The sequence below is a fragment of the Paenibacillus sp. JZ16 genome (assembly GCF_015326965.1).
Taxonomy (GTDB): Bacteria; Bacillota; Bacilli; order Paenibacillales; family Paenibacillaceae; genus Paenibacillus_AQ.
The window spans coordinates 4,798,651-4,820,247 of sequence record NZ_CP017659.1 but is presented as its reverse complement, the minus strand read 5'-3'; the positions used below and the strand labels follow the sequence as shown (position 1 = coordinate 4,820,247).

Sequence of the window (21,597 nt, the reverse complement as noted above, 5' to 3'; positions counted from 1 at the left end):
CCATGACTTCAATCATGGGGATTAAGACTCAATCAATAAATTAATATGGTGTTGGTATTTTTCTTCCCTACTTTCGTAGCAATCTCAGGATTGCAATCAGTCTGTGCCGCGACAGAATTTTGTCATGGAATGCCCTCATCCTAAATCAACATCATGGAAATCAGCCCATATGCGGAATCTGAACTCGTGCTGGACATAACTCATCAGTCCTTTTTATTGTACTCGAATGAAATCTTAACGGGATCCGACATTCCTTCCATAGACAGATAGGCGTCGCAGGTTCCCTTTAAATTGCCGGTAAGCTTGATCGTGAATTCGAAACTTCCCGTTTCCGTACTGGTCGTCTGACCTTCGTACCGGACTTTCCCTTTTGAATCGAGTATTTTTAAATTCACTTGGGACTGGCTGCCGTTCACGACCAGACCGTCGATCGTCAATTTCTTCGCAGCGGCATCCACCACGGCTCTTGCGCCGTCGATTGAAGTGCCGCCCCCCGCCGGGCCGTCAATGCCGAGAACTTCGATTTCATCCAGGAAGACCCAGACGTTGACCGGGAATTCGACTTTAACATAGCGGGCAGACACTTTATCGGCTCCCGCGTTCCCCGGCACGCCGTCTGTTATTCCGTACCAACCCACGAACTCGGCCGAGGCAGCCTCCTGTGCCGGTGGCGGAGTAACGGTTGCCAGTGTGCTCCAGGACTCGCCGTCAGATGAAACGGAAAAAGTGACGTTCTGAGGGAAATAGATGCCGGGTCCTTTATCCTGAAGAAAATGGGCTCTAATTTCCCCGATCGATTTGTTGCCGCCCAAATCAAACGTGATGGTGCGGCTTCGTTCGTCAGGGTAGTCGCTTCCCGCATGGGCCTGCCACTGCTCGGTGCGGTAATCCGTCCCGCCGAATCGGCCGTCCGTAAGTGCGTTCCCGGAATCGGGATAGTTGCTGTTAGGCTGCTGTGAAATTGTATAGCTTTGGCCAAGAACCAGATTGCTGGGTCCCCCTCCGTCAGACCAGGTTTGAATGAGAACTTGGGCGTAGGAATCAAGCACCGTTGCGGCCGGGACCGAAATCAAACCTTGCGCTTGGACGGCCGGGTCGTGAATGTGCGCGAGAAGATCCTGCATATACGTCACGGCTTCCTTCGGCTTGTTATCGTCCAGAAGAAGTTTGATGGTCTGCAATCGATACGTCAAATCATTACCAAAAGCCGGCTTGATTTCGTTCGATGCGACATAACGCTGTACAACCTCCGCCATCGTCTCCGGCGCCGGGCTGCTATCGATGGCGTACGTTCCGTTCAAATACTGGTACAGCCAGTCATACATTAAACGCAAACTTGGATCCTTGCTTACCCCTAAGTTGTATACTGCATTATTGCCTTGATAGTGAGCTCTGAAGCCATTTTGCATCAGACCGGATCTGACGCCGCTGTCCAAGTATTCGACAAAACGCTGACGAAGTACGGGATCTGTCAGCATTCCGTCATCAAATTCAACTTCGTTCCCCATTCCGTAACGCTTTGCAGTATCCGTAGCATCGTCCAGACGGTCGGAATCCATTCCGCCAAAGAAATAGTTAGGCTGAAGCGCCGCGGCATCGAACCCTACGTCTTTCCACATAAACATTTTGTAAGCATAGGAGTGTGGAATCCAGAAAACCTTCATGTTCATGGCGTGCACTTTATCCGACACCATGCGAGCGATGTCCGGTCCCGATTCGGATATGTCGATTTGTTCCGGCATCCAGTACATGCCGACAAGCTCAAGATTCGAGTAGTTGGCAGCCTGCCATCTTTGCCGGGCCTGGTCTAGCCACCACTGCACCGCTTTTCCTCTGTTTTCAGCCGCTTTTTCTTTGCCTACGACGGAGTCGTTGAAATTCAAGGAACCGCTACCGTCAATGTCGCCAAAATCAGTTAAGGATTCCCCTGGATTCGGAATCATTAACACAACCTTGACTTGATGATCGGGCTGTTTCAGCTTGGCCCCAACTTCCTTGGCAGCCTCATTCAACTGCTGCATATCGCCCGTGGCTGCAAATGTTTTATCCAAATACCATTTCCAATCGTCCAGGTTCGTTTGTCCCTGACCGAAATCGCGACCGGCAGGCGAAGCAATCCCGAGATATAGAACGCCGTCATAAAGCCAATCGACCGGCTCGCCGTCTTTATTCACATAACTGATATTAGGGATAATCCGTTCCTTATTCCAATCGCCCAAACCATTCGCATATTGTCCGTTATAAAACAGATTCAGATTCCGGATCCCGGCCGTAGCTTCCCCCGGCTCCAAAAAACGAGGCTGCTCGGCAGGAACCTTTACCGCCCCTTCAATCTTGCCGTCCATACCCATAATTTCGATTTCGTCAATATATTCCCACTGTGTAGGATGCATATAAAAGGTCACCTTCACATAACGGGCATAAGCCAGCTTGCCTTCCGTATTCCCGCCTTTGATTCCATCCCGGTTGCCATCCCATTCAAAGGTCTCCTGTCTGGGCGGTCCTTCTCCCCACAGAAGCTGCGTAGCGTTATGGGAAAGCAGCCCCCAATTTTCCTTATCGTCGGAGACATACATCGATACCGACAGCGGCACGAGAATCGAATTCGTAGGAAAATCTTGAAAGAAATTAGCCGTGATCTTTCCAATTGACTTTTCCTCACCGAGATCGAACACGACTTCGCGAGCCTTTCCTCGCAGATGTCCTACCCATGCCGGGTCGTTCATATCCAATGCGCCGTATTTTCCGTCCGTAAGCTTGTATCCCTCATCGGGATGCGAAGCTTCCGGAGCTTCAGACCATTCATACGGAAGGCCTGCCGCGAGATTGCGAAATTGCGTCTCCTGCACTGCCGAAGATGCTGCCGCTTGATTTTCGTCTATTGCTTGTGGTGCCTGTTCCGCTGCCGGTTCACCAGCATCCGTCAGTTGATCTAGTTCGACCTGTGGATGACCTGTATCCTTTCCTGCTTCCATCTGGTCTGCACCTGCCGCCTGCAGGACGGTCACATCCGGAACAAGCGATTTCGCCTGAACCGCAGAGAGCGGAGTCAGTAGTAATACGGCTGCCATTAATCCGGATAGCCATTTTTTATTCAAATTCATCAAGGCCAGCTCCTTTTCTTTATTCTCGAGTACAGAAATATCAAAAACTTTAAACCCTTATTTCTGTTCCGGGTGAACGCTAAATTTTAATCCCCCCTTTCGCGAATTCCGCCATAAGCAAGCAGCAAAGCGTATAAGATCGGCTTCCTCCGGAAGAGGAAGCCGTCACCGCCGCATCCAGTGCCGCCAGCGATGCGGAGGTTCCATTGGCAACAGCAGTAGTACAGCGCAGCCAACACTCCGCACTTCGGGCGGTTCTTAGGCATGGATAAGCAAACTTGGTTTATCCGTGTTCAAGTGATTCTGTTCTATTTCGCCTTCGCCGCCAGGAACTCATCAATCTGCTTTTGCAGCTCCTGCTGAATTTTTTTGAGGGCAGGGCCGGCTTCCGCTTCAAATTTCTTCAATGTCTCGTCCGGATCGATAACCCCGTTGAACAGCGCCGTGTAGTATTGCCCATCGACTGTATTGTACTGGCTGACCTCGTTTTGCACCGGGGTACTGTCAAATTCGAAGCCGGCCAAAATATCGGTCGTGAACATGTCGGCATCCTTAAGCACAGCGTTCAACTCCTCATTTTCGCCCTTCACATCACTCCGCTCATCGACGGGATTCCACAGCCAAACATAGCCGAAAGCAGAGTAGCCGGACGTATCCAGGGTTTTCATTTTGTCGTCGCCTACCGCTTCCCAATGCTTCCCTTCGATTCCGTAAGAAAGCAGGTCGTAGTTTTCCTTCTCATTCGCCCAGTTCAGGAACATAATCGCCCGCTCCTTATTCTTGCTTACCTTCGGAACGGCCAGAAAGTTCCACTGTTTGAAGTCGGTGATGTTCGCGCCCTTCTCCGGATTAAAGAAGGTGACCGTCTCCAGCTCGCTGTCCGGCACATTGTTCTTTAACGTGTTCTTGAGGGAATCGCCGATGCCGAACGCGCCGTTCGTGACGATTGCCACTTTGCCTGCCGAGATCGGCTGATGAAAATCTTTTGTCGTCAAAATGTCCTTGAAAATCAGACCGTCAGTAAACCATTTGCGCGTGTTCGTCAGCCACGTTCCGATCGGCTCCCGATCCTCCAGCAAATTGTAAACTTTGCCGTCATTGTTCTTGTAATAGAGCATCAGGCTGTTGCCCAGGGCGTGGGTTGGTCTGACATGGGTTTCGTAATCGTTCAGCGCATGGTGAGCGACAAATGAATAAGTGCCGGAGCCTGCGGTCATCGGGATGATGCCTTTCTCCTGCTCTTTCACCTTGTAGGCGAAAGCGATCAAATCTTCATAGGTTTTAATCGGCGGTACGCCGAGCTTCTCGCGAATATCTTTGCGCACCATGTAGGAATTGCCGGACATGTAGCTGACGCCGAGCGGAACGGCCATAATTTTGCCGCCGTATTTGTTGTAGTCCCACATTTGCTGCGGCCGTTTCTCCAGCACCGTTTGGCCGTACTGGGCCAACAGGTCATCCAGCGGTTCATAGAATCCGTTAGCGATCATTTGGTTGATATGCAGCCATGGCGCATCGAAGATGAGATCGATGTTTTCGCCGGAAGCAAGCGTCACCTGTGTCTTTTGCGCCAGATCGGACCAGGGTACGAAGACGACGTCGAGTTTGACGTTGATCGTATCCTTCATCCGTTTTTCTGCTTCGGCGATGACCAAATCCATATCCGACGGCCGATCGCCGGGAATCATGATTTTCAGGGTCACCTCTTCAAGTTTGGCGTCACCGCCGGCGCTGTCTCCGGTTTGACCCGACGGCCCAGGCGCCTTCCCTTCCCCTTCGTTCTTCCCCGAACAACCGGCAATCGCGACGAGCGCGATCAATAACACAAGCGCGATGGACAATAATCTTTTCATGGCTCCTTCCCCCTGAATCAATAATAGAGAAAACAGGCGGATGAGCCGGTTCATAAACAGCAGCGATTGAAAGCTCGAACCGGCCAAACGCCTTCACGTTTGCCGCTCTACCCTTTTACCGAACCAAGCGTCAAGCCTTTAATAAAGAAGCGCTGGATGAAGGGATAGACGAACACGATCGGGCCGATGGTAACGCAGACGATCGCCAGCTGCATGCCATAGGTCGGCACGACGACGTTGTACTGCGTCTGGCTCCCGCTCACATAAGCCATAACATTCAAATTGGACATAAGCTGGCGGATCATCATCTGCAGCGGCAGCATTTTGTGATTGTCGATAAACAGCAATGACAAGTACCAATCGTTCCAATATTGCAGCGCGTAAAACAGACTCACCGTGGCGATAACAGGCAGCGAAATCGGCCAGATGATGCGAAAGAAAATAAAGAGATCATTGGCGCCGTCCACAGTCGCAGCTTCATTCAATTCATACGGCAGCGTCCGATAGTAAGAGACAAGAATGAAGGCATAGAACGGATTAAGCAGATAGGGCAAAATGAGCGCCCACACCGAGTCTTTCAGCTGCAGCCAGTTGGCGATCAGCATGTAAAAGCCGACCAGTCCTGCGCCGAACAGCATCGTCAGGAAGGTTAGAAACGATAAAATATGGCGGTACTTCACTTTCCGGTGGCTTAGCGTGTACGCATAGGCAGCTGTCAAGAGGACGCCCAGCACCGTGCCGGCGATCGTCACGATAATCGTAATGCCGTAGCTTAGAAACACCTGCTTGCCGGAAAACAGAAATTTGTACGCATGGAGGCTGAATTTGCTCGGCAGCAACTGGTACCCCGCCGTCTGCAGTAGCGATTCATCGGCGAACGAGTTGATGAACACAATCCAGAACGGAATGAAGCAAAACAGCGCAAAAGCGCCCAGCACTGCGTACATCAAAACAAGAAACAACCGTTCTCTCACTTCGATCACACCTTAACTGGTTGGGACTGAAGCAAAGGGCCGGTTCGGAGCTGGAGAAACGCAAGTGGTCGCCTTGTTCCCGAATCGTATCCGCTTAACGAGCTTATACGATCATAACGATTCGGGAACAACAGCGATCGAAAAGCCCGAATCCGGCCTCATGCCAACTCGCCCAACCTTCCTTTTAGAATAGTCTTGAATCCGCGTCCACCTTGCGCGCGATCGCATTGAAGATCAGAATCGTGACAAGCCCCATGCAGGACTGGTACACGACAACGGCAGCGGACATGCTGAAATTCCCCAGCTGCCTCAGCGCACGAAACGCATACGTGTCGATGACATCTGTCGTTGGAAAGAGTATGCCGTTATCTCCGATGATCGCGTAAATCATGCCGAAATCACCGTAGAAAATACGGCCAATGCCAAGCAGCGCCAATATCATCACGGTCGGCCGCATCAACGGCAGCGTTATGTAGAGCATCTGCTGCATCCGGCTGGCGCCTTCTATTCGGGCGCTCTCGTAATATTCCGAGGAGATGCCCGTAATGACGGCCAAAAAAATAATGGAATTATAGCCAGCAATCTTCCAGGCGCTAATGACGGTTAAGATATACGGCCATACGCCAGGCGTCAAATACCAGTCCACTCCTTCGTAGCCAAGGGCGGCAAGCGCGCGGTTAATGAGCCCCTCGGATGTACTGAATAGTGTCAACGTCATCATGCTGACGACAAGCCAAGAAATGAAATACGGTAAAAAAATAAACGATTGCGTGATTCGCTTGAACAGCCTGTTACGGATTTCATTCAGAAAGATAGCCAGCACGACCGCGCTGCCGAGACCGGTTACGAGAAACAGTGCATTCAGGAAAACGGTATTCAGCGTCACCCGCAGCCAGTCTTTCCCATTGAAGAAAAACTCAAAGTTCTTAAATCCGACCCATTCGCTCCCCCATATTCCATCGGATAGCCGGTAATCCTGGAAGGCGAGCAGATGCCCAGCCATGGGCATATACGCAAATACGACCAGAAACGCAATGCCGGGCAGTGCCAGCAAGTACAAATACCGGTTCCGCGACAGCTCGTGCACAAACGACCCGCCGAACCTTCTACGTCGCTCCAAAGAACGTCCCTCCTTTCTTGTGCGGCTTGCAGGATTCGAACGGAGCCATCGTAGCATTCACGGCTGCTGCCTGCCTAGTTCTCATTGGCCGGATCTGGTTCTCACGCGGCAGATTCGCAAGCGTTCGACCGGTTGTTATTGGTCTGGCCGGTTCTCAATCGCCCGTTGACCTTTCTAATTCGCAGAGTTCCCGGCTATCTGCCGCGTCCGCTCCATCCGCTCGCTCGCCTTGCTATCGCGGTATTGGCTTGGCGTCATACCGGTCGCTTTTTTAAATGCAGTGAAAAAGTGGCTTTTCGTCTGAAAACCGGACTGCTCTGCAATTTCGGTGACCTGCATGCTGGTCTGCTCCAGCAGCTCCTTAACCTTCCCGAGCCGCTCGTTCAAGATGAAATTCGATAGAGGCATGCCATGATGTTCGTGAAACAGCTGCCGGACGTATTTGGCCGACAAAGCGATATGGTCAGCGATATCGTCTACCGACAGCATTGGGTCATGGGTATGGTAGCGGACGTACTCGATGATTTCCCTCACCAGCTTTTCCTTGCGATTAAATCCCTTTTGATCGCTAAGCTGCCGGATAATCCGCCCGATTTCTTCCTTCAACCATCCATGAACATCAGTAAGCGTGGCGAACTGCCTCAAGTGGCGCTCAATCCCTTCAACACTCTGGATAGACATCACTTTGCTGAACGATTTGACGATCGCAAACAGAAGCAGCTTCAGTTGGAATTGACACTCGGTATATTTCATCGTCTTAAGACGCGTGAACACCACGTCCAGCATGGCCAGCACCTTCTCCTCTTTGCCGCTTCGAATCGTCTGGATCAAGCTTTCATGCACGGCGGAGTCGATCGGCGACTGTAAATCGGCATACCGTTCAAAGTCTTGTTCGACGTAGATTTTGTCATCACCGCTGACAAACTTGAATAATGTCAGTTCGTTCATATCGTCGTATACTTTGCGTAAATCGTCATGTACGCGCCGCGCTTCGCTTTCGGCGATCGTCACGTCCAGCTTGACGTAACGGCTGACTTGACGGCTAAGCTCCTTGAGCTCTTGGGTCAACTCGGGATCAGGGAGGGAACTGGCCGTACCAACCAGAACGACCAGATGGTCGGTCCCAAAATCGACCACCTCGATCGGCCGTTCAGCTGTGCCGAGCAGCTCCTCTGCGATATTACCGATTGCATACTTGAGCAGCTTGCGAGATACAAAATCGTACTGCTCGGATATTTCGTAATAGGAATCAATCTTGATCACAGCCAACCGAAGCCACTCATAGTCAAGCAGGCACGATTCGCGCGCAACCGCCGCTCTGGCGCCGTCGGTCAGCCTGCCCTGCAGCAGCCATTGCCGCAAATATTCGGTCTTGATCAGCGGATAATGATCGCGAAGCATAACGACGCCCTGCTCAATGACACCGTAATCGTTCTCCCCCTTCACGCCAAGCTTCCGCTGCAGTTGATCCGCCAACCGGCGAAATGGCCCGACGAAACGGCGCGAATTCCAATAGGCGGCCAGAAGCAGCGCCGCGAGCAGTAAGAGCGAGCAAGCGATGATGACTGTTTTGAACGCCCCGGCCTTTTCGCGGAATTGCTTCATTTCAGTGACAGATATAATGGTCCACTCCGGCGATTCCATCCGCGCATAATTGACGAATGCTTTCCCTCCCGTACGGCTCAGCTCAAATGAACCCCCCTTCCGTCCCGGCTGGATGCTATCCATGGTCTCCTCGAGATGCTCATCCCGTTCCCCCAGAATCAACCTTCCTCGATCATCCACGATCGAAAGCAGCGTATCCGCCCTTCCGTCGCCTGAAATCAAATGCTTCTGCAGCTCTTTCTTGTCAAACAGGACGACAAGATACCCGTCGCGGTTTTTCTGCACAGGAGCCGAAGGAAGCTGAAGCGCCAAATACGTGTCGTTTCCTATCTGATGATCAAAATAACGAAGGAAGGTCCCTGGCGTACGCTCAATCCGCTGCAGCATCGGCTGATCGGCAAATTCCTCGAACGAAAGCAATCCGACTTTGGAGTCGATCACCTCATGTTTACGGAAGCTAAATAAGTAAGCGGTTTCAATATAAGGTTCATTAGATAGATATTTCGTCAACACCCTCATTGTGCTGGCATTTTGCAGCAGATTGTCGGCGGAAGCATACATCCAATTCTGCACGGTTCGGTCTTCGTACATGGTCAGGCTGTACCATTTCAGCTTGGCCAGGATGTACTCGACCCGCTCCGCCATTTCGTCGATGCGGTCCTGATTAAACGTCCCCATCTGCGAGTATGCGAAATGAGAAAACCGGTTGGCCAGAAACAACGAGAACGGTATGATGGTCATTGCAAAAAAGATGCCGCTTATCACAAATATGCGCCAGGATGTCGATCTGAACATAGTATCCCCCTGTCCCCCTTCGTCTTTAGGAGTTCTCTTACGACCAATATGTCCTATCATAATGCACCCCTTTTCCGTTTGCCTAGTTCTCATTTGTCCGTCAAGTTCTATTTCTCCGGATTCGCGCTGCAGCACCTACGTTCCTGCCCAAGGAATAAGTGATCTGATGTCCGCCAACCCGCATAACGGCACTCACGAACTGGGCTTTGAATTGTGGTCCACTCATATGCACACATAGCAGAACAGCACCCTCCGCTTTATGAGCGAGGGGTGCTGTCTTGATGGTCATTCACATTCAATAGAAGAAACCGACCATTTGCATCATTTTAACCGTGACCGTGACATCAATTTGATGTCAAATCCCAAAGTTGCGCATCTATCTATTCATGCTGCTGGATTCAACTCAGCTTCTGCCCACAATTCGGACAGAAGTTCGCCCCCTCATTCTTTGCGCCGCAGTTCGGGCAGAAGTTGGGCTTTTTGTTTCCTTCAGAAGAGGATGCGGTCGCGGGAACGGCTGGCTCCTTCTCGGCCGGAGGTTGTTGGCTTTGATTCGGATTGTTCCGGTTCTGATTGTTCTGATTCTGGTTCTGATTCATGTTTTTCATCATTTCATTAGCCATGTTCATCCCCATCATCATGCCGGCCATATCCGAAGCCGCACCGCCGCCTTGCACCTTACCGGATGCGATTCCATCCGTCATGCTCACCTGCTGGTATTTTTGCAGATTGCCGATCATTTCATGGGAAGCCGTCTTGGTGATCATATCCTGAATTTCCTTCGGATAATTGAAGCTCATCACCTGGAAGCCGGTGATCGTGATCCCGTTGTCCATCACTTCCATGTCAAGGTCTTCTTGAATCCCTCTCGCGATATCGGAGGCGTTCGCCTGCAGATTGAACATGTCCTTGCCTTCGCGGCTGATCCATTTCATCAACAATTGATCGAGCACCGAGGTGATCCGGATCTTAACGTCCTCAACTAAGTAGCTTTCTTTCATCCCGGCTATTTTGTCGATGAGCGTCACATAATCATTCACTTTAAAATTGAACGTGCCGTTGGCACGGATCGGCATTCCGCCCGGAAGCTGAGGCGTCGGAATGAGGATCGGATTCTGCGTCCCCCATCTGACGGTGAATTCCTTCGTGTTAACGAACAGAACTTCCACGCGCATTCCGCTGTTAAATCCGAATTTAAACCCCTTTAAAGTAGAAAGGAACGGAATGATATCCGAGTCGATGTTATATACGCCTTCATCCTCAAAAATCCCCTCGATCTTGCCGTTATTGACAAAAATCGCGTCCTGGCCGGAGCGGATAACCAGCTTACTCCCTTTTTTAATCTCCCGGTTGCTCCATTTCCAGAAAATCATATCGTCCCTAAACTCTTCCCATTCCACGACGTTAGAAAATTGGTTCTTGAAAAATCCCATCGATGTTATCCATCCCTTCCCTTAAAATTTCCCGCTGCTGCTGCTATGCGAATGGCCGCCGCTGCTGACGCCGCCTCCGCCTCCGCCGCCCGAGCCGCTGCTCGTGTTGCGCTCGATCTTCTGCTTCGTTACCGTTGTTCTAATATAACGGTCCTCTTGGTTCAAGATCCCCGATGTGCTGGCATCCTCATAGGTTCGGCTGTTGACCGTCACCCGGCCACCGGAGCGGTAAGCCATGATGCCCACGGCGATCGCGCCGATGGCAGCGGCAGCTCCCAGCTGAAACCAGAGATTAAATATAATATTATCCGGGTTCACGTCCGGCTCAAAGCCCATGTACCGATGAGCGGTTTTGATGTATTTTTCAAAAGCCTGCTTATAATTGCCGCTCGACAAATCTGGTGTGATCTTGCTGCGTATTTTGGTCAGTCTCCCGGGATCGAGATACTTCTCAGCCTTATAATAACCTTCCAAATGCACGTTACGAGAACCGTCACGCGCACTCATTACTATGGTCAAAATGGCGGTATTGCCGTGCCGCTTGTCATACCCGGGTGCGTACTCATCGTAAAAGTTTTCCGTCCATGTCTCATAATCGTCATTCGGAACGCTGTTAACCGTAAGTATCATAAAGTCTGTCTCACGTTCAGCACCGTACTCATTCGCCATCGCATTCAGCTCATTCCGTTCTTCCGGGCTGAGCAGATTGGCTTCATCAAAGATTAATGGCTTATCATCCGCAGCGTTGACCATCAAGGCCGGAACCATCAGGTAGGCAATCAGGAAGAACAGAACAGCCCCTACCACATATCGTCTTCTCACAGGAAACCTCCTCCCATCGCCCAGGAGATCAGCTTCAATGACAGTAACGAAACTCCCGAAATGCCTGCAAACCACGCAGCCACTTTTGCTTTGCTAATCGGCGGTTTGCCGACCACTTTTCCCGTCTGGCCATTCATCGCAAAGGTATGCTCCGATTTATTGTAATCATAGTGCACCATCCATACCGGAAGGAGGACATAATCGGCCTGTTTCAAGGTGGTATCGATTCGCTTGTTGGTATAATTCACGGTTGTATATCCTGACACCGCGGACGAAATATACGAATCAATGTAGGAGCTGATCTTATCCTTGGCACGCGGAAGAAGCTGCTCTTCATCATGGCTGTATTTTTCGGCAATATACCCGGCGAGATAAGGCGTCTTGAATTCCTTCAGCTGCTGATAGGGGAAAGGCTCCAGCTTATCCATCAGTTCATCATTCATTTTCTCCGAAGCATCGATCGGCACCTTCACATAGTTCAAGCGAATCTTCCGGTAGATATCGAAATGCTGGGTCTCCGTGTACTGGTAATCTCCTTGTGTGTAGGTTCTCACCTTGGTGCCGTGGCCATGAACTTCAACCCGATTATGTAACTCATATAGCCAAAAGGGCACATAGATCCCGGTAATTTCCTTGATCCGATTCGCTGTCATAAATCCGTTTGGCGTCAGAAGACCGTTCCTGCACCATTTCTTGAAAGCCTTCATCGCTTCTTCCTTGGTAATCGAGAACGGGATGACCATGACCGGAGCCAACTCACCGCTCAGCCGGTCGCTGAGTACAACGGCGGATCCACAGAAGCTGCAAGTCGTAGCGCTGGTTTCGGGCTCTGTCACGATGACGGCCCCGCAGCTGTTGCAGTGATACTCCTTCACTTCGTTCTCGACGAAAACCTGCTTTTTCAGCGGGTCGGGAATTTCCTCGATATTATCTTTTCTTCCGCAGCTCGAGCAAGACAACATTCCTGTATCGCCGTCAAAAACCATGCTGCTGCCGCAGTTCGGGCATTTGTATTCGATAACCGGCATTTCTTCACCTCGATAACAATGAAATGATTATTCCTTCTTTTTCAGCTTGTCTTTGATTGCTTCCAGTTCATCCTGGGCAGAGGGAGTCTCCATTGGAGCAGCTCCGTCCTTCTTCATATTCTTCTCCAATTCAGCGATCAGATCGTCCAGATCGTCTTCCTTCGCTCCGGCGCGAAGCTCGGCCAGGGCCAGCGCTTCATCCAAGGCACGGTTTGCCTTCTCTTCCATCGTGTTGAATGCCGCATTCGCACCGCCCGAGGATGCATGGCCGGCGTTTATATTCTGCTGGACTTTGGCAGTCGCCATCTTCCCTTTCAACTCCGCATAACGAGCTTCCAGCTGACTCATGTCCGACACCAGTTTATCCTGCATTTGTTTCATCCTGACGGCGTTTGCGGAAGCCGATTCGTAGGCTGCCTGCAGTTCGCTCAGCTTCTCAGCCTGAGCCGCTTTTCGTTCCAGGAACTTCAGGGCATCGCCTTCTTTTCCCGCTTCCACGGCCTTCTCCGCATATCGCTGCAGCTTCTTGATCTCGCTACTACATTCATCAAGCGCCCGCTTCGCTCTTCGCTCATCCGAGAGCACGGAAGCCGTCTCCGCTTTCACCTTACCCAAGTCCGTATTCAAGCTGCGCATATAAGTATCAACTGTTTTCTCCGGATCTTCCGTCCGATCCAACAGCGCGTTCACATTCACCTTCATAACATCCTTAAACCTCGATAAGATTCCCACCATGAGTGTCCCCCTCGAAAAGTTTACATTTAAACTATAATACCCTATATACCGACAAAAGGTTTCAATTGCCGAAATTCGATGGAATATATGTAAATTTATTGCTATGGAAAAACAAAAAAATACCCTCCGACCTAATGATCGGAGGGTGTATATATTAGATATCATCCCGAATCTGGATACGCTTCTTACCGGGATTCGGCTGCTTCGGTATTTCAAGCTTAAGGACTCCATCCTTCAGGGAAGCGACAATTTGATCCTCGGCGATGTTCTGCACGTAAAATCTGCGCACATACTCGCCATAACGGCGTTCCTTCCGGACGATCTGCTGCTTCGTATCCTCTACGCTGTGGTCCTCCTTGCGAACGGCTTTGATCGTTAAGTAAGGGTCAGCGTAGCTGATTTCGATGTCGTCCTTTTGAAAGCCTGGAAGTTCCGCCTCAACCAGATAAGCGTGCTCCGTCTCTTTAACGTCTGTTTTGAAAGACATCATCGAACCTTTGAACGGTGCAAACGCCTCATCTTGAAACGCATCGTTAAAGACATCGTGAAATGACTTCACCAGCTGTCCGAAGGCATCCTCTCTGCGCTTTCCAAATGGCATCAAATCAAACATCATAGATTTCCCCTTTCTTATTTGACCTTGTTTGACCTTACGCCTTTATTATATGCCTTGCACGCATTAATGCCAAAACCGATGATGAAGAAATCAGAGCTAAAATAGCGTATTTTCAGCCGATTTTTTGAATGAAGGGTATCGATCTTTCGATTTGACCTTTTTTGACCTTTAGACTATATTGTATCTACCGTCATCAAGCAGCCCGGATCGTGACGAATCTTGGGACATAAAAAAGGCACCCTAAGGGTGCCTTTCACATTAAATATGGGAGCCTGAGGATAGTCGATACATCATGAAAGATTGCCTCGACACCGTCTTTTGCGAGAGCAGCAAACAGCTGAGGTTATCGTTTATTCACAATACGATCGATTTCACTTTTCAACAAAAGGTATCGATGCACGCTTCTCATGATCGGAACTTTGGTCAGCTTATTCTGATCGACATAGCTTTTCATTTGATCTTTGGACAAACCTAACAATTGACCTGCCTCAGAAACGGTTAATACTTCTTCATTACTGGTTGCATTAAACGTTTTTTTCACCTTTAAATTCCAATCTTCGAACACCTGCATGAGATCTCAACCTTTCTTTAACGCAACGAATGAAACAAAATGGTTAAGGAGCCGAAAAGGCTTCTCCCTACGATTTGGTATCCTTGCGCTGATTCTTACGGTAAAGCTTGATCTGCTGATCCGACGAAACAAGGATCGGTAGAATTTTATTGCTGCTAACCATGGACGACGCGCACTGTGAACAAATGGGAACTTCCTTGAACGAGAAGCTATCTCGAATCCAACCGTTACACCCTTCCTTCGTACAAGACCAGATCGCGGTCATCTCTTCCGGCAGATTTTCCAGTGGTTTATTCCAAGAATAAGACAATGAACTTCCCCCTTTAGCTACATTTTTAACGCCTTCATGCTGCTTGAGCTCTATTATAAAAAAAACCCCAAACGGTACGTTTGGGGATCTTTTCACGAATCTACAGTTTTACAACGTTCTCAGCTTGCTGTCCGCGGTTGCCTTGAACTACGTTAAATTCAACACGTTGTCCTTCATCAAGCGACTTGAAGCCGTCACCAGTGATTGCACTAAAGTGTACGAATACGTCTTCGCCACCTTCAACCTCGATGAAACCAAAGCCTTTTTCTGCGTTAAACCATTTTACTGTTCCTGTTTGCATAGAAACACCTCCTAAATTTATATGATTTTCTCATTTTTGGTTAAAAAACAAAAAATTCACATATTGCACAAGGTTCCTAATCAAAATAATAACCCTCTGCAATATGTGAATCTCAGGTCAAAATCCCAATAAACTTATTATACCCCAACCGATCTAAAATAGCAAACGTCTTATTTCTAAGGGCGCAATCCAAAAAAAGACATGGATAAAATAAACTTAAACGCTACCAAGCTAATGGGGAGATTGATGAGAAGGCCGGTAGTCAGTTTAATCTGCTAGCTAGAGACATGTTTACGCAAAAAAAAGACCATTCCCCGGCAGAATACCGGGAAATGGCCCAAGGCTACAGCATTAAATGTCTCGCGAATACAGCCGTGTTATGTGCTCCCATCAGGGGTTACATCTGAGCACCTGTCTGATAACTGAGCAGCTGCCGGAAAGTGCCTTTATGATCCTGGGACAGCTGCTGATAACCTCCCTGCTGGATAACCCGCCCCTGCTCCATCACGATGACCTGGTCCGCATGGCGAATGGTGGACAGCCGGTGAGCAATCACGATAATCGTCATGCTCCCTTTCAGCTGTTCCAACGCTTCCTGAATCCGCTGCTCATTCTCACTGTCGAGCGCGCTTGTCGCTTCGTCCAATACCAGAATCGAAGGCTTTTTCAAGATAGCTCTGGCCAGCACAATCCGCTGACGTTCTCCCCCGGACAGGCGGATACCCCGGTCACCGATGACGGTATCGAGGCCTAGCGGAAGCCCGTGCACGAATTCGTCGGAGGCTGAAAACCTCAGCGCTTCCCACAGCTCGTTATCCGAGGCATCGGGAGCCACCAGCTTCAGGTTATCCCGTATGCTCTCATTGAACAGAAAAGGATCCTGCGCCACATATCCGATCCCCCCTCGGAGTGACATCAGCTGACGTTCGTCCTCCATGGACACGCCGTCCACAAGAACTTGCCCGCTCTCCGGTTGGATCAGTCCCATTAGAAGATCAATAAGCGTGCTCTTGCCCGCCCCTGATTTCCCGACGATGGCCGTCATGCGATTGGCCGGAATATGTAAGTTGATGTCTCGTAAAGCATAGACGGGGCTAGAGGCATCGTACCGATAGTCCACATGACGACAATCAATTCCATGCTGCAGCTGTAGTCGCTCGCCACCTGCCATCGGAACCGATCCGGCGATCTCCCTGTCTTCCTCGTATTCCGCTTGCAGCTCGCGAATCGCCCGGAAGGCCGGGAAATTCGACACGAGCTGCTCGGTGCTCGATTGAATGCTGATAAATCTAGGCCATAAGCGCGAAAAGATAAGAACGATCATCAGCAGCTGCTCGGCAGGCGTACGCAGCACTTCCAGCGCCAAATACACAAATCCGGCAACCAGCAAGACGGACGAGAGCCGATAAATCAGCTGGGACAAAGAATTGATTTTGCCAAATTGGATGAAGTTATGCTCCATCTTTCGCGACAGCCTGTCAAACCAGTTCATATGAAACGGCTCCAACCGGTTGCTCTTGATATCCTTGATGCCGTTGAAATGTTCGCTGATGCCCGCAAAATAATATTTTGATAACTCTGTCGTCTGCTCGCCGATCCGCTTCGAGCGCCGGATGAATCTGCGTCCGAACAGGGCAAGGAGCCCGCCGCTCAACAGGACGATGAGAGTCAGCAGCGGAGCCAGCCATAGGGCAAGGCCGATCTGAATAACCGTGAACAAGAAAGACGAGACCATCTGCAGGAACAGAAACGTGCCCTGATTCACGCGCCCGAGTTCATTGGTCATGACATGGTTGAAATCCGACCTGCGGTGGCGCAGGAAAAATTCCCATTTGGCATGCAGCAGCCCTTGATACGTTTCCATGCGCAGTTTGCGAATGAATCGCTGCAGGATTTTTGCATTTAACAGGTTCTGGCTTCGCTGCAGCAAGGCCTGCCCGCCCACAATCACAACATAGAGGGCCAGCACCATCGGCAGATTGAGCTGCAATGACCATGAACCCGCAAGGTCCATCAAGGTTGAGACGAGCGGCACCCCGCTCAAATCAGTCTCGAATACGCCAATGACCCCGAGAAGCGGGACGATCAAATAGATGCCGATGCCGTCCAGAACACTGATGACCAGAATCATACTCATATTGAGGTAGAGCTTAAACCCGGCCATCCCATGCATTTTACGGATAAAATATAAGAGATCCTTCAATGTAAAAACTCCTTATCGGATGACCGCTTCAAGTTCAAATCTCCGGCCCTCGTATCCTTACCGAATATACCGACGACGGCATACCGTTCGTGCCCTTCTCTCCCCGTTACAATATAAGAGCCGCAGCGGAGCCAGGCATGGGCCACCATCATTCCTTTATCGTCCCGACCGCTCCCCAAATAAAGCGTACTCGGAATCCCTCTTCGCTCCAGCATCTTCATCGCCGCAACGGCTTTAACCAGGCACTGGCTTTCCCACCATGTGACACGGCTCATGGTATGTACGGCTCTTGAGATTTGGCGGACAAGCGAAAGCTCCTGCTCCGTATAGCCCACATACGGCGTCTCCTTCATATGTTCTCCCAGAGACGAAGATACCTTTTGAAAAGGAAATAGCTTGAATACCCTTCCCCAGGCCAGATAAACATAAGCTTCTGCCAACATCAGCTTCATGCTGACAGGATAAGACATGAATCGGCGTGCTTTCCGGTAAAGGCTCATTGCTATTTATCCACCTGAACAAGGCCTTCCGTGGCTAACTGCTTGAGAAACAATCGGACCTGCTGCTCGCAGAGCTCCGGCTCGATTTCATACTCCATCACCAATTGATCCACCATATTGGAGATCGTAACGGGAGACGAAATAAGTTCCCATATCCGCCCGCCAATCCGCCCCAGATTATAATACTTGCCGTTTTCGATGCTCAGCATCACCTTCTCGCCATCCATATCACTGACCAGGAAACCTTCGGATTGCACAACAAGCGCGTCTGTCGTGATTAATTCCGTACTCATGAATAGAACCCCCTTTTTTCAGCTATATAAGCTCGCTTGAGCAATATTCTGATGCTACTCGCTTATTCCTAATGGATTACGATCCAATGTTACAAGCGATAATACCCTTAAATCGACGGTTGTTTCATACGCCGCCAGAACCAGAGAAATGGCCGCAGCGGATAATACAGAAAATGCAGTGACTTTGGTAATGGCAGCACCGAAGCGTCCCGCGAATTAGGCAGAAACTTATTCAATATATACAAAACTTTCTGTTTTCTCGTCATTAACGAGAAAAGGTAACGGTTATAACGCCATGCTACGCTTTTCTCCGGCACCGGGTTCAATTTGACGATCCTTTTAATATAGTAGAGAGCGCTTTGTGCAAGGCGATGGGCTTTGGAGTTCATCGTCAATACAGTCAAATCGTGCGGAATGTCGACCGAGAACAGTCGTGACAAGAGAACGAAAGCCTGCCCTACATATTGCTGTCCCCCATATCGCTCAAAGTGAGCTCTCATATCGTTGCTGTTTATGATCGGGAGCAGCCTTTCAATATCCATCAGCCAACGCAGGCGGAACCAACCATGCCTGGCGCCATGGTCGGCCAGATAGCTTAGCAAATCCTCATTGCCCAGATAATGATAAATCTGATGCGACAGCATTACATCATTCCTGCGCTCCCACAATAAATCAAAGGAAAACGACTTATTATAATGAGGATTTAGACGCCAGTGAACTTCGATCTGCGTCGAATGTTTCTTATGCTCGTAGGAGAAGTGATGGCTTGTTTTCTTCCAATTTTCCAATATACGTTCATCCTGCAACTCGTACCCAAGCTGCCCCAACACCCGTTCAACCCTCTCCACGTCATCCGCATCCACCAAGATATCCAAATCCTTCGAAGTCCTGTGTGCCAGATCCCCGTAGAGCTGCGTGGCTAATATTGGGCCTTTTAGCAAAAGTGTACGCACCCCATTATCCTTGAGCGCCTCACAAAGCTGGCTCATTTCCCTGCTTAAATGCAGCATTTTCATCACGTTGTTATGATAATGCTGCTGGAGGGATGTCATAACCTCACACGGAATCAATGATGTATCCACCCCTTTAAGCCGCAGATATACAAGGGGATAAACCCGGTGGTGCAGCGCGAGTTTCATGAATAGTTCCCAATCGAGATCCGATGCATATTGCTTTATGAGAATTTCTTCGTGAGTGTTATTGCGGAGAAGATAAAGTAAAAAAGATAGTTCTTTGGAGATATCACTCAAGTCCAGCTTAATGGCATCTTCAATAATCAAGGTATCCACCCCCTATCTTTCTAAATTTGTACGCCGTATAGTCCTCCAATCAGATCTGCTGACTGTCTAGTGTCAGTTGTATTTCATCAGAAGTTATATCTAAGTGCTGTTTCCTCCAGTACATGTAAATATCTCTCAAGCTATTTTCTAATGAGATGGAAGGGGTCCACCCGGTCGTCTCCATCAACTTATGGTTCGAACCATAATACTCAGGTACATTATTCGGTCTTAATTTGTCTTTGTTTACGACAACTTCAATGGATTTTGAAGAAAAAGATACCAGTAACGTAAGGATGTCTTGGATGGAGACACATTTACCGGAGCATACGTTATAGACTTCTCCCGCTTTACCTTTTTCAACAAGCAACCGGTACGCCTCTACGATATCTCTTACATCTGTAAAATCTCGTTTACTACTCAAATCTCCTACAGAGATTACCGGCTCAGCTTTACCCAGCTCTATCTTAATCAACTGGTTAGCAAAGTCACTTGTCACGAAACCAAGCGCTTGGCCTGGACCTATATGATTAAAGGCTCGAGCGTGAATAATCTTCATCTCATACGTGCTGCAATATGAGTGTATCAACTTACTCAAGGTAAGTTTGGACAACCCATAAGGATTACCTGGATTCGTATCTGCGCCCTCCACAATCGGTAAATCTTTAACCCATCCGTACTCCTCCGATGAGCCTATCGATATAATTCTTACTCTGCTTCTTATAGAGGAGTCCTTTACAGCCTCAAATAGCCCAATAGCATCCATCACATTTGATTGAAAGGTTTCATGAATATGACTCCATGAATACTGGACTGAGCTTTGACCCGATAGATGAAAGATGGCATCCGGTCTTACTTCTTCCATAACTTTCGTTATCGTTTCTTTATCAGAAAAATCCATCTTAAGGATATTCACTTCACCTAGCAGGGAAGAGGGTACCTCACGTGATGTTCCCCATACCTCATAACCATGGTCAACTAGGTTTTGCGCTAGGTACTTGCCAACAAAACCACTAACTCCAGTAATTAAGGCTTTCATTGATGTACCAATACATTATTGTTGCTGGAGATCTTCTGCAAATCGTTATCGACCATCATCTTAACCATTTGCTCAAATCCAATCTCCAACTTCCATCCCAGCTTCTCTTTCGCTTTTGAACAATCCCCTAGCAATAAATCCACCTCAGCCGGACGAACAAACTTCTCATCAATTACAACATAATCTCTCCAGTTGAGATCCACATGGCTAAAGGCAATGGAGACAAGCTCCTCTACGGTATGAGTTTCTCCTGTTGAAATAACAAAATCCTCTGCCTTGTCTTGCTGCAGCATAAGCCACATGGCCTTTACATAGTCTCCTGCAAATCCCCAATCACGTTTGGCATCCAGGTTACCCAGTCGTAATTCGGTTTGGAGTCCCAATTTAATTCTTGCAACCGCGTCTGTTACTTTTCTAGTAACGAATTCCACGCCTCTGCGAGGAGACTCATGATTGAACAAGATACCGGAACAAGCATACATATCATAGCTTTCACGATAATTAACTGTTATCCAGTGCCCGTACACCTTCGCTACACCATAAGGGCTGCGCGGATAAAATGGTGTTGTCTCCTTCTGAGGTGTTTCCACCACTTTACCAAACATCTCACTGCTTGATGCCTGATAATATCTTGCTTCTGGCTTCACGTAGCGTACAGCCTCGAGCATATTCGTGACACCAATCGCTGTGGATTGTCCTGTCAGTACAGGCTGAATCCAGGAAGTGCCTACGAAGGATTGGGCCGCCAAATTGTAAACCTCATCCGGATTCGAAATGCGCACCGCATTCATTAGTGAACCCTGATCCAGTAAATCACCATCGATAAATTCAATCTCATGCTTAATATGTTCGATATTCTCCATGATGGGTGTACTGGTTCTTCTACGCAGTCCATAGACCTTATATCCCTTCTCCAGCAATAACTCCGCCAAATAGGAGCCGTCCTGTCCAGTTATTCCAGTAACGAGTGCATTCTTAGTCACGATAAATCTTCCCCTTTATCAATAATTTATAATGC

The 21,597-nt window shown here is 49.2% G+C and carries 20 protein-coding genes; all 20 read right to left on the bottom strand.

The genetic code is table 11. From position 1 onward, the window contains the following. Positions 1 to 203: 203 nt before the first annotated feature. The 20 genes from BJP58_RS21760 to gmd all read right to left on the bottom strand — a co-directional run bounded on the left by BJP58_RS21760 (position 204) and on the right by gmd (position 21,562). Positions 204 to 3,104, bottom strand: coding sequence for a DUF4855 domain-containing protein (locus tag BJP58_RS21760; RefSeq protein ID WP_194540519.1), 2,901 nt, complete (start codon positions 3,102 to 3,104; stop codon positions 204 to 206). Positions 3,105 to 3,190: 86 nt separating this feature from the next. Then, positions 3,191 to 3,370, bottom strand: a complete 180-nt coding sequence (locus BJP58_RS21755) for a hypothetical protein (RefSeq protein ID WP_194540518.1) — start codon at positions 3,368 to 3,370, stop codon at positions 3,191 to 3,193. A gap of 42 nt (positions 3,371 to 3,412) precedes the next feature. After that, a complete protein-coding gene (locus BJP58_RS21750) occupies positions 3,413 to 4,957 on the bottom strand; it encodes an extracellular solute-binding protein (protein ID WP_194540517.1) in 1,545 nt (514 codons plus the stop codon). Between the two features lie 107 nt (positions 4,958 to 5,064). Beyond that, entirely contained in the window at positions 5,065 to 5,931 is an 867-nt protein-coding gene (locus BJP58_RS21745; protein WP_194540516.1) for a carbohydrate ABC transporter permease, read from the bottom strand. 184 nt (positions 5,932 to 6,115) lie between these two features. Continuing rightward, positions 6,116 to 7,051: an ABC transporter permease gene (locus tag BJP58_RS21740; protein WP_071219226.1), complete on the bottom strand. Its 936-nt coding sequence runs from the start codon at positions 7,049 to 7,051 to the stop codon at positions 6,116 to 6,118. A gap of 174 nt (positions 7,052 to 7,225) precedes the next feature. Continuing rightward, a complete protein-coding gene (locus BJP58_RS21735) occupies positions 7,226 to 9,451 on the bottom strand; it encodes an AraC family transcriptional regulator (RefSeq protein WP_194540515.1) in 2,226 nt (741 codons plus the stop codon). Between the two features lie 398 nt (positions 9,452 to 9,849). After that, positions 9,850 to 10,884: an SPFH domain-containing protein gene (locus BJP58_RS21730; protein WP_194540514.1), complete on the bottom strand. Its 1,035-nt coding sequence runs from the start codon at positions 10,882 to 10,884 to the stop codon at positions 9,850 to 9,852. Between the two features lie 21 nt (positions 10,885 to 10,905). Beyond that, positions 10,906 to 11,706: a TPM domain-containing protein gene (locus tag BJP58_RS21725; protein WP_194540513.1), complete on the bottom strand. Its 801-nt coding sequence runs from the start codon at positions 11,704 to 11,706 to the stop codon at positions 10,906 to 10,908. Then, a complete protein-coding gene (locus tag BJP58_RS21720; protein ID WP_194540512.1) occupies positions 11,703 to 12,734 on the bottom strand; it encodes a TFIIB-type zinc ribbon-containing protein in 1,032 nt (343 codons plus the stop codon). Before BJP58_RS21720 ends, BJP58_RS21725 begins: the two co-directional genes overlap by 4 nt. A 27-nt stretch (positions 12,735 to 12,761) precedes the next feature. Beyond that, positions 12,762 to 13,466: a PspA/IM30 family protein gene (locus tag BJP58_RS21715; RefSeq protein ID WP_194545026.1), complete on the bottom strand. Its 705-nt coding sequence runs from the start codon at positions 13,464 to 13,466 to the stop codon at positions 12,762 to 12,764. Positions 13,467 to 13,623: 157 nt separating this feature from the next. Further along, positions 13,624 to 14,082, bottom strand: coding sequence for an Hsp20/alpha crystallin family protein (locus tag BJP58_RS21710; RefSeq protein ID WP_194545025.1), 459 nt, complete (start codon positions 14,080 to 14,082; stop codon positions 13,624 to 13,626). Between the two features lie 346 nt (positions 14,083 to 14,428). Further along, the gene (locus BJP58_RS21705) at positions 14,429 to 14,656 is read right to left on the bottom strand and encodes a helix-turn-helix domain-containing protein (protein WP_113059088.1); all 228 of its coding nucleotides are present in this window, start codon (positions 14,654 to 14,656) and stop codon (positions 14,429 to 14,431) included. A gap of 67 nt (positions 14,657 to 14,723) precedes the next feature. Further along, complete coding sequence (locus BJP58_RS21700; RefSeq protein ID WP_071219234.1) at positions 14,724 to 14,966, bottom strand: cold-shock protein; 243 nt, start codon at positions 14,964 to 14,966, stop codon at positions 14,724 to 14,726. Positions 14,967 to 15,066: 100 nt separating this feature from the next. Continuing rightward, the gene (locus tag BJP58_RS21695; RefSeq protein WP_006207692.1) at positions 15,067 to 15,267 is read right to left on the bottom strand and encodes a cold-shock protein; all 201 of its coding nucleotides are present in this window, start codon (positions 15,265 to 15,267) and stop codon (positions 15,067 to 15,069) included. A 397-nt stretch (positions 15,268 to 15,664) separates the two neighbouring features. Beyond that, complete coding sequence (locus BJP58_RS21690) at positions 15,665 to 17,470, bottom strand: ABC transporter ATP-binding protein (protein WP_194540511.1); 1,806 nt, start codon at positions 17,468 to 17,470, stop codon at positions 15,665 to 15,667. Further along, on the bottom strand, positions 17,467 to 17,970 hold the full coding sequence (locus BJP58_RS21685; protein WP_194540510.1) for a lasso peptide biosynthesis B2 protein: 504 nt from the start codon (positions 17,968 to 17,970) through the stop codon (positions 17,467 to 17,469). Before BJP58_RS21685 ends, BJP58_RS21690 begins: the two co-directional genes overlap by 4 nt. A 2-nt stretch (positions 17,971 to 17,972) precedes the next feature. Beyond that, positions 17,973 to 18,263, bottom strand: coding sequence for a lasso peptide biosynthesis PqqD family chaperone (locus tag BJP58_RS21680; RefSeq protein WP_071219237.1), 291 nt, complete (start codon positions 18,261 to 18,263; stop codon positions 17,973 to 17,975). Positions 18,264 to 18,370: 107 nt separating this feature from the next. Further along, positions 18,371 to 19,543, bottom strand: coding sequence for a nucleotidyltransferase domain-containing protein (locus BJP58_RS21675; RefSeq protein WP_194540509.1), 1,173 nt, complete (start codon positions 19,541 to 19,543; stop codon positions 18,371 to 18,373). A 49-nt stretch (positions 19,544 to 19,592) separates the two neighbouring features. After that, a complete protein-coding gene (locus BJP58_RS21670; RefSeq protein WP_194540508.1) occupies positions 19,593 to 20,579 on the bottom strand; it encodes a GDP-mannose 4,6-dehydratase in 987 nt (328 codons plus the stop codon). After that, positions 20,576 to 21,562: a GDP-mannose 4,6-dehydratase gene (gene gmd / locus BJP58_RS21665; RefSeq protein ID WP_194540507.1), complete on the bottom strand. Its 987-nt coding sequence runs from the start codon at positions 21,560 to 21,562 to the stop codon at positions 20,576 to 20,578. Before gmd ends, BJP58_RS21670 begins: the two co-directional genes overlap by 4 nt. Between the last annotated feature and the right edge of the window lie 35 nt (positions 21,563 to 21,597).

What these genes read in the sequence shown, in the direction of transcription:
- BJP58_RS21760 (WP_194540519.1), bottom strand. Translation starts at nt 3,104, where the DNA reads ATGAATTTGAATAAAAAATGGCTATCCGGATTAATGGCAGCCGTATTA.
- BJP58_RS21755 (WP_194540518.1), bottom strand. Translation starts at nt 3,370, where the DNA reads ATGCCTAAGAACCGCCCGAAGTGCGGAGTGTTGGCTGCGCTGTACTAC.
- BJP58_RS21750 (WP_194540517.1), bottom strand. Translation starts at nt 4,957, where the DNA reads ATGAAAAGATTATTGTCCATCGCGCTTGTGTTATTGATCGCGCTCGTC.
- BJP58_RS21735 (WP_194540515.1), bottom strand. Translation starts at nt 9,451, where the DNA reads ATGTTCAGATCGACATCCTGGCGCATATTTGTGATAAGCGGCATCTTT.
- BJP58_RS21730 (WP_194540514.1), bottom strand. Translation starts at nt 10,884, where the DNA reads ATGGGATTTTTCAAGAACCAATTTTCTAACGTCGTGGAATGGGAAGAG.
- BJP58_RS21720 (WP_194540512.1), bottom strand. Translation starts at nt 12,734, where the DNA reads ATGCCGGTTATCGAATACAAATGCCCGAACTGCGGCAGCAGCATGGTT.
- BJP58_RS21710 (WP_194545025.1), bottom strand. Translation starts at nt 14,082, where the DNA reads ATGTTTGATTTGATGCCATTTGGAAAGCGCAGAGAGGATGCCTTCGGA.
- BJP58_RS21705 (WP_113059088.1), bottom strand. Translation starts at nt 14,656, where the DNA reads ATGCAGGTGTTCGAAGATTGGAATTTAAAGGTGAAAAAAACGTTTAAT.
- BJP58_RS21695 (WP_006207692.1), bottom strand. Translation starts at nt 15,267, where the DNA reads ATGCAAACAGGAACAGTAAAATGGTTTAACGCAGAAAAAGGCTTTGGT.
- BJP58_RS21685 (WP_194540510.1), bottom strand. Translation starts at nt 17,970, where the DNA reads ATGAGCCTTTACCGGAAAGCACGCCGATTCATGTCTTATCCTGTCAGC.
- BJP58_RS21680 (WP_071219237.1), bottom strand. Translation starts at nt 18,263, where the DNA reads ATGAGTACGGAATTAATCACGACAGACGCGCTTGTTGTGCAATCCGAA.
- BJP58_RS21670 (WP_194540508.1), bottom strand. Translation starts at nt 20,579, where the DNA reads ATGAAAGCCTTAATTACTGGAGTTAGTGGTTTTGTTGGCAAGTACCTA.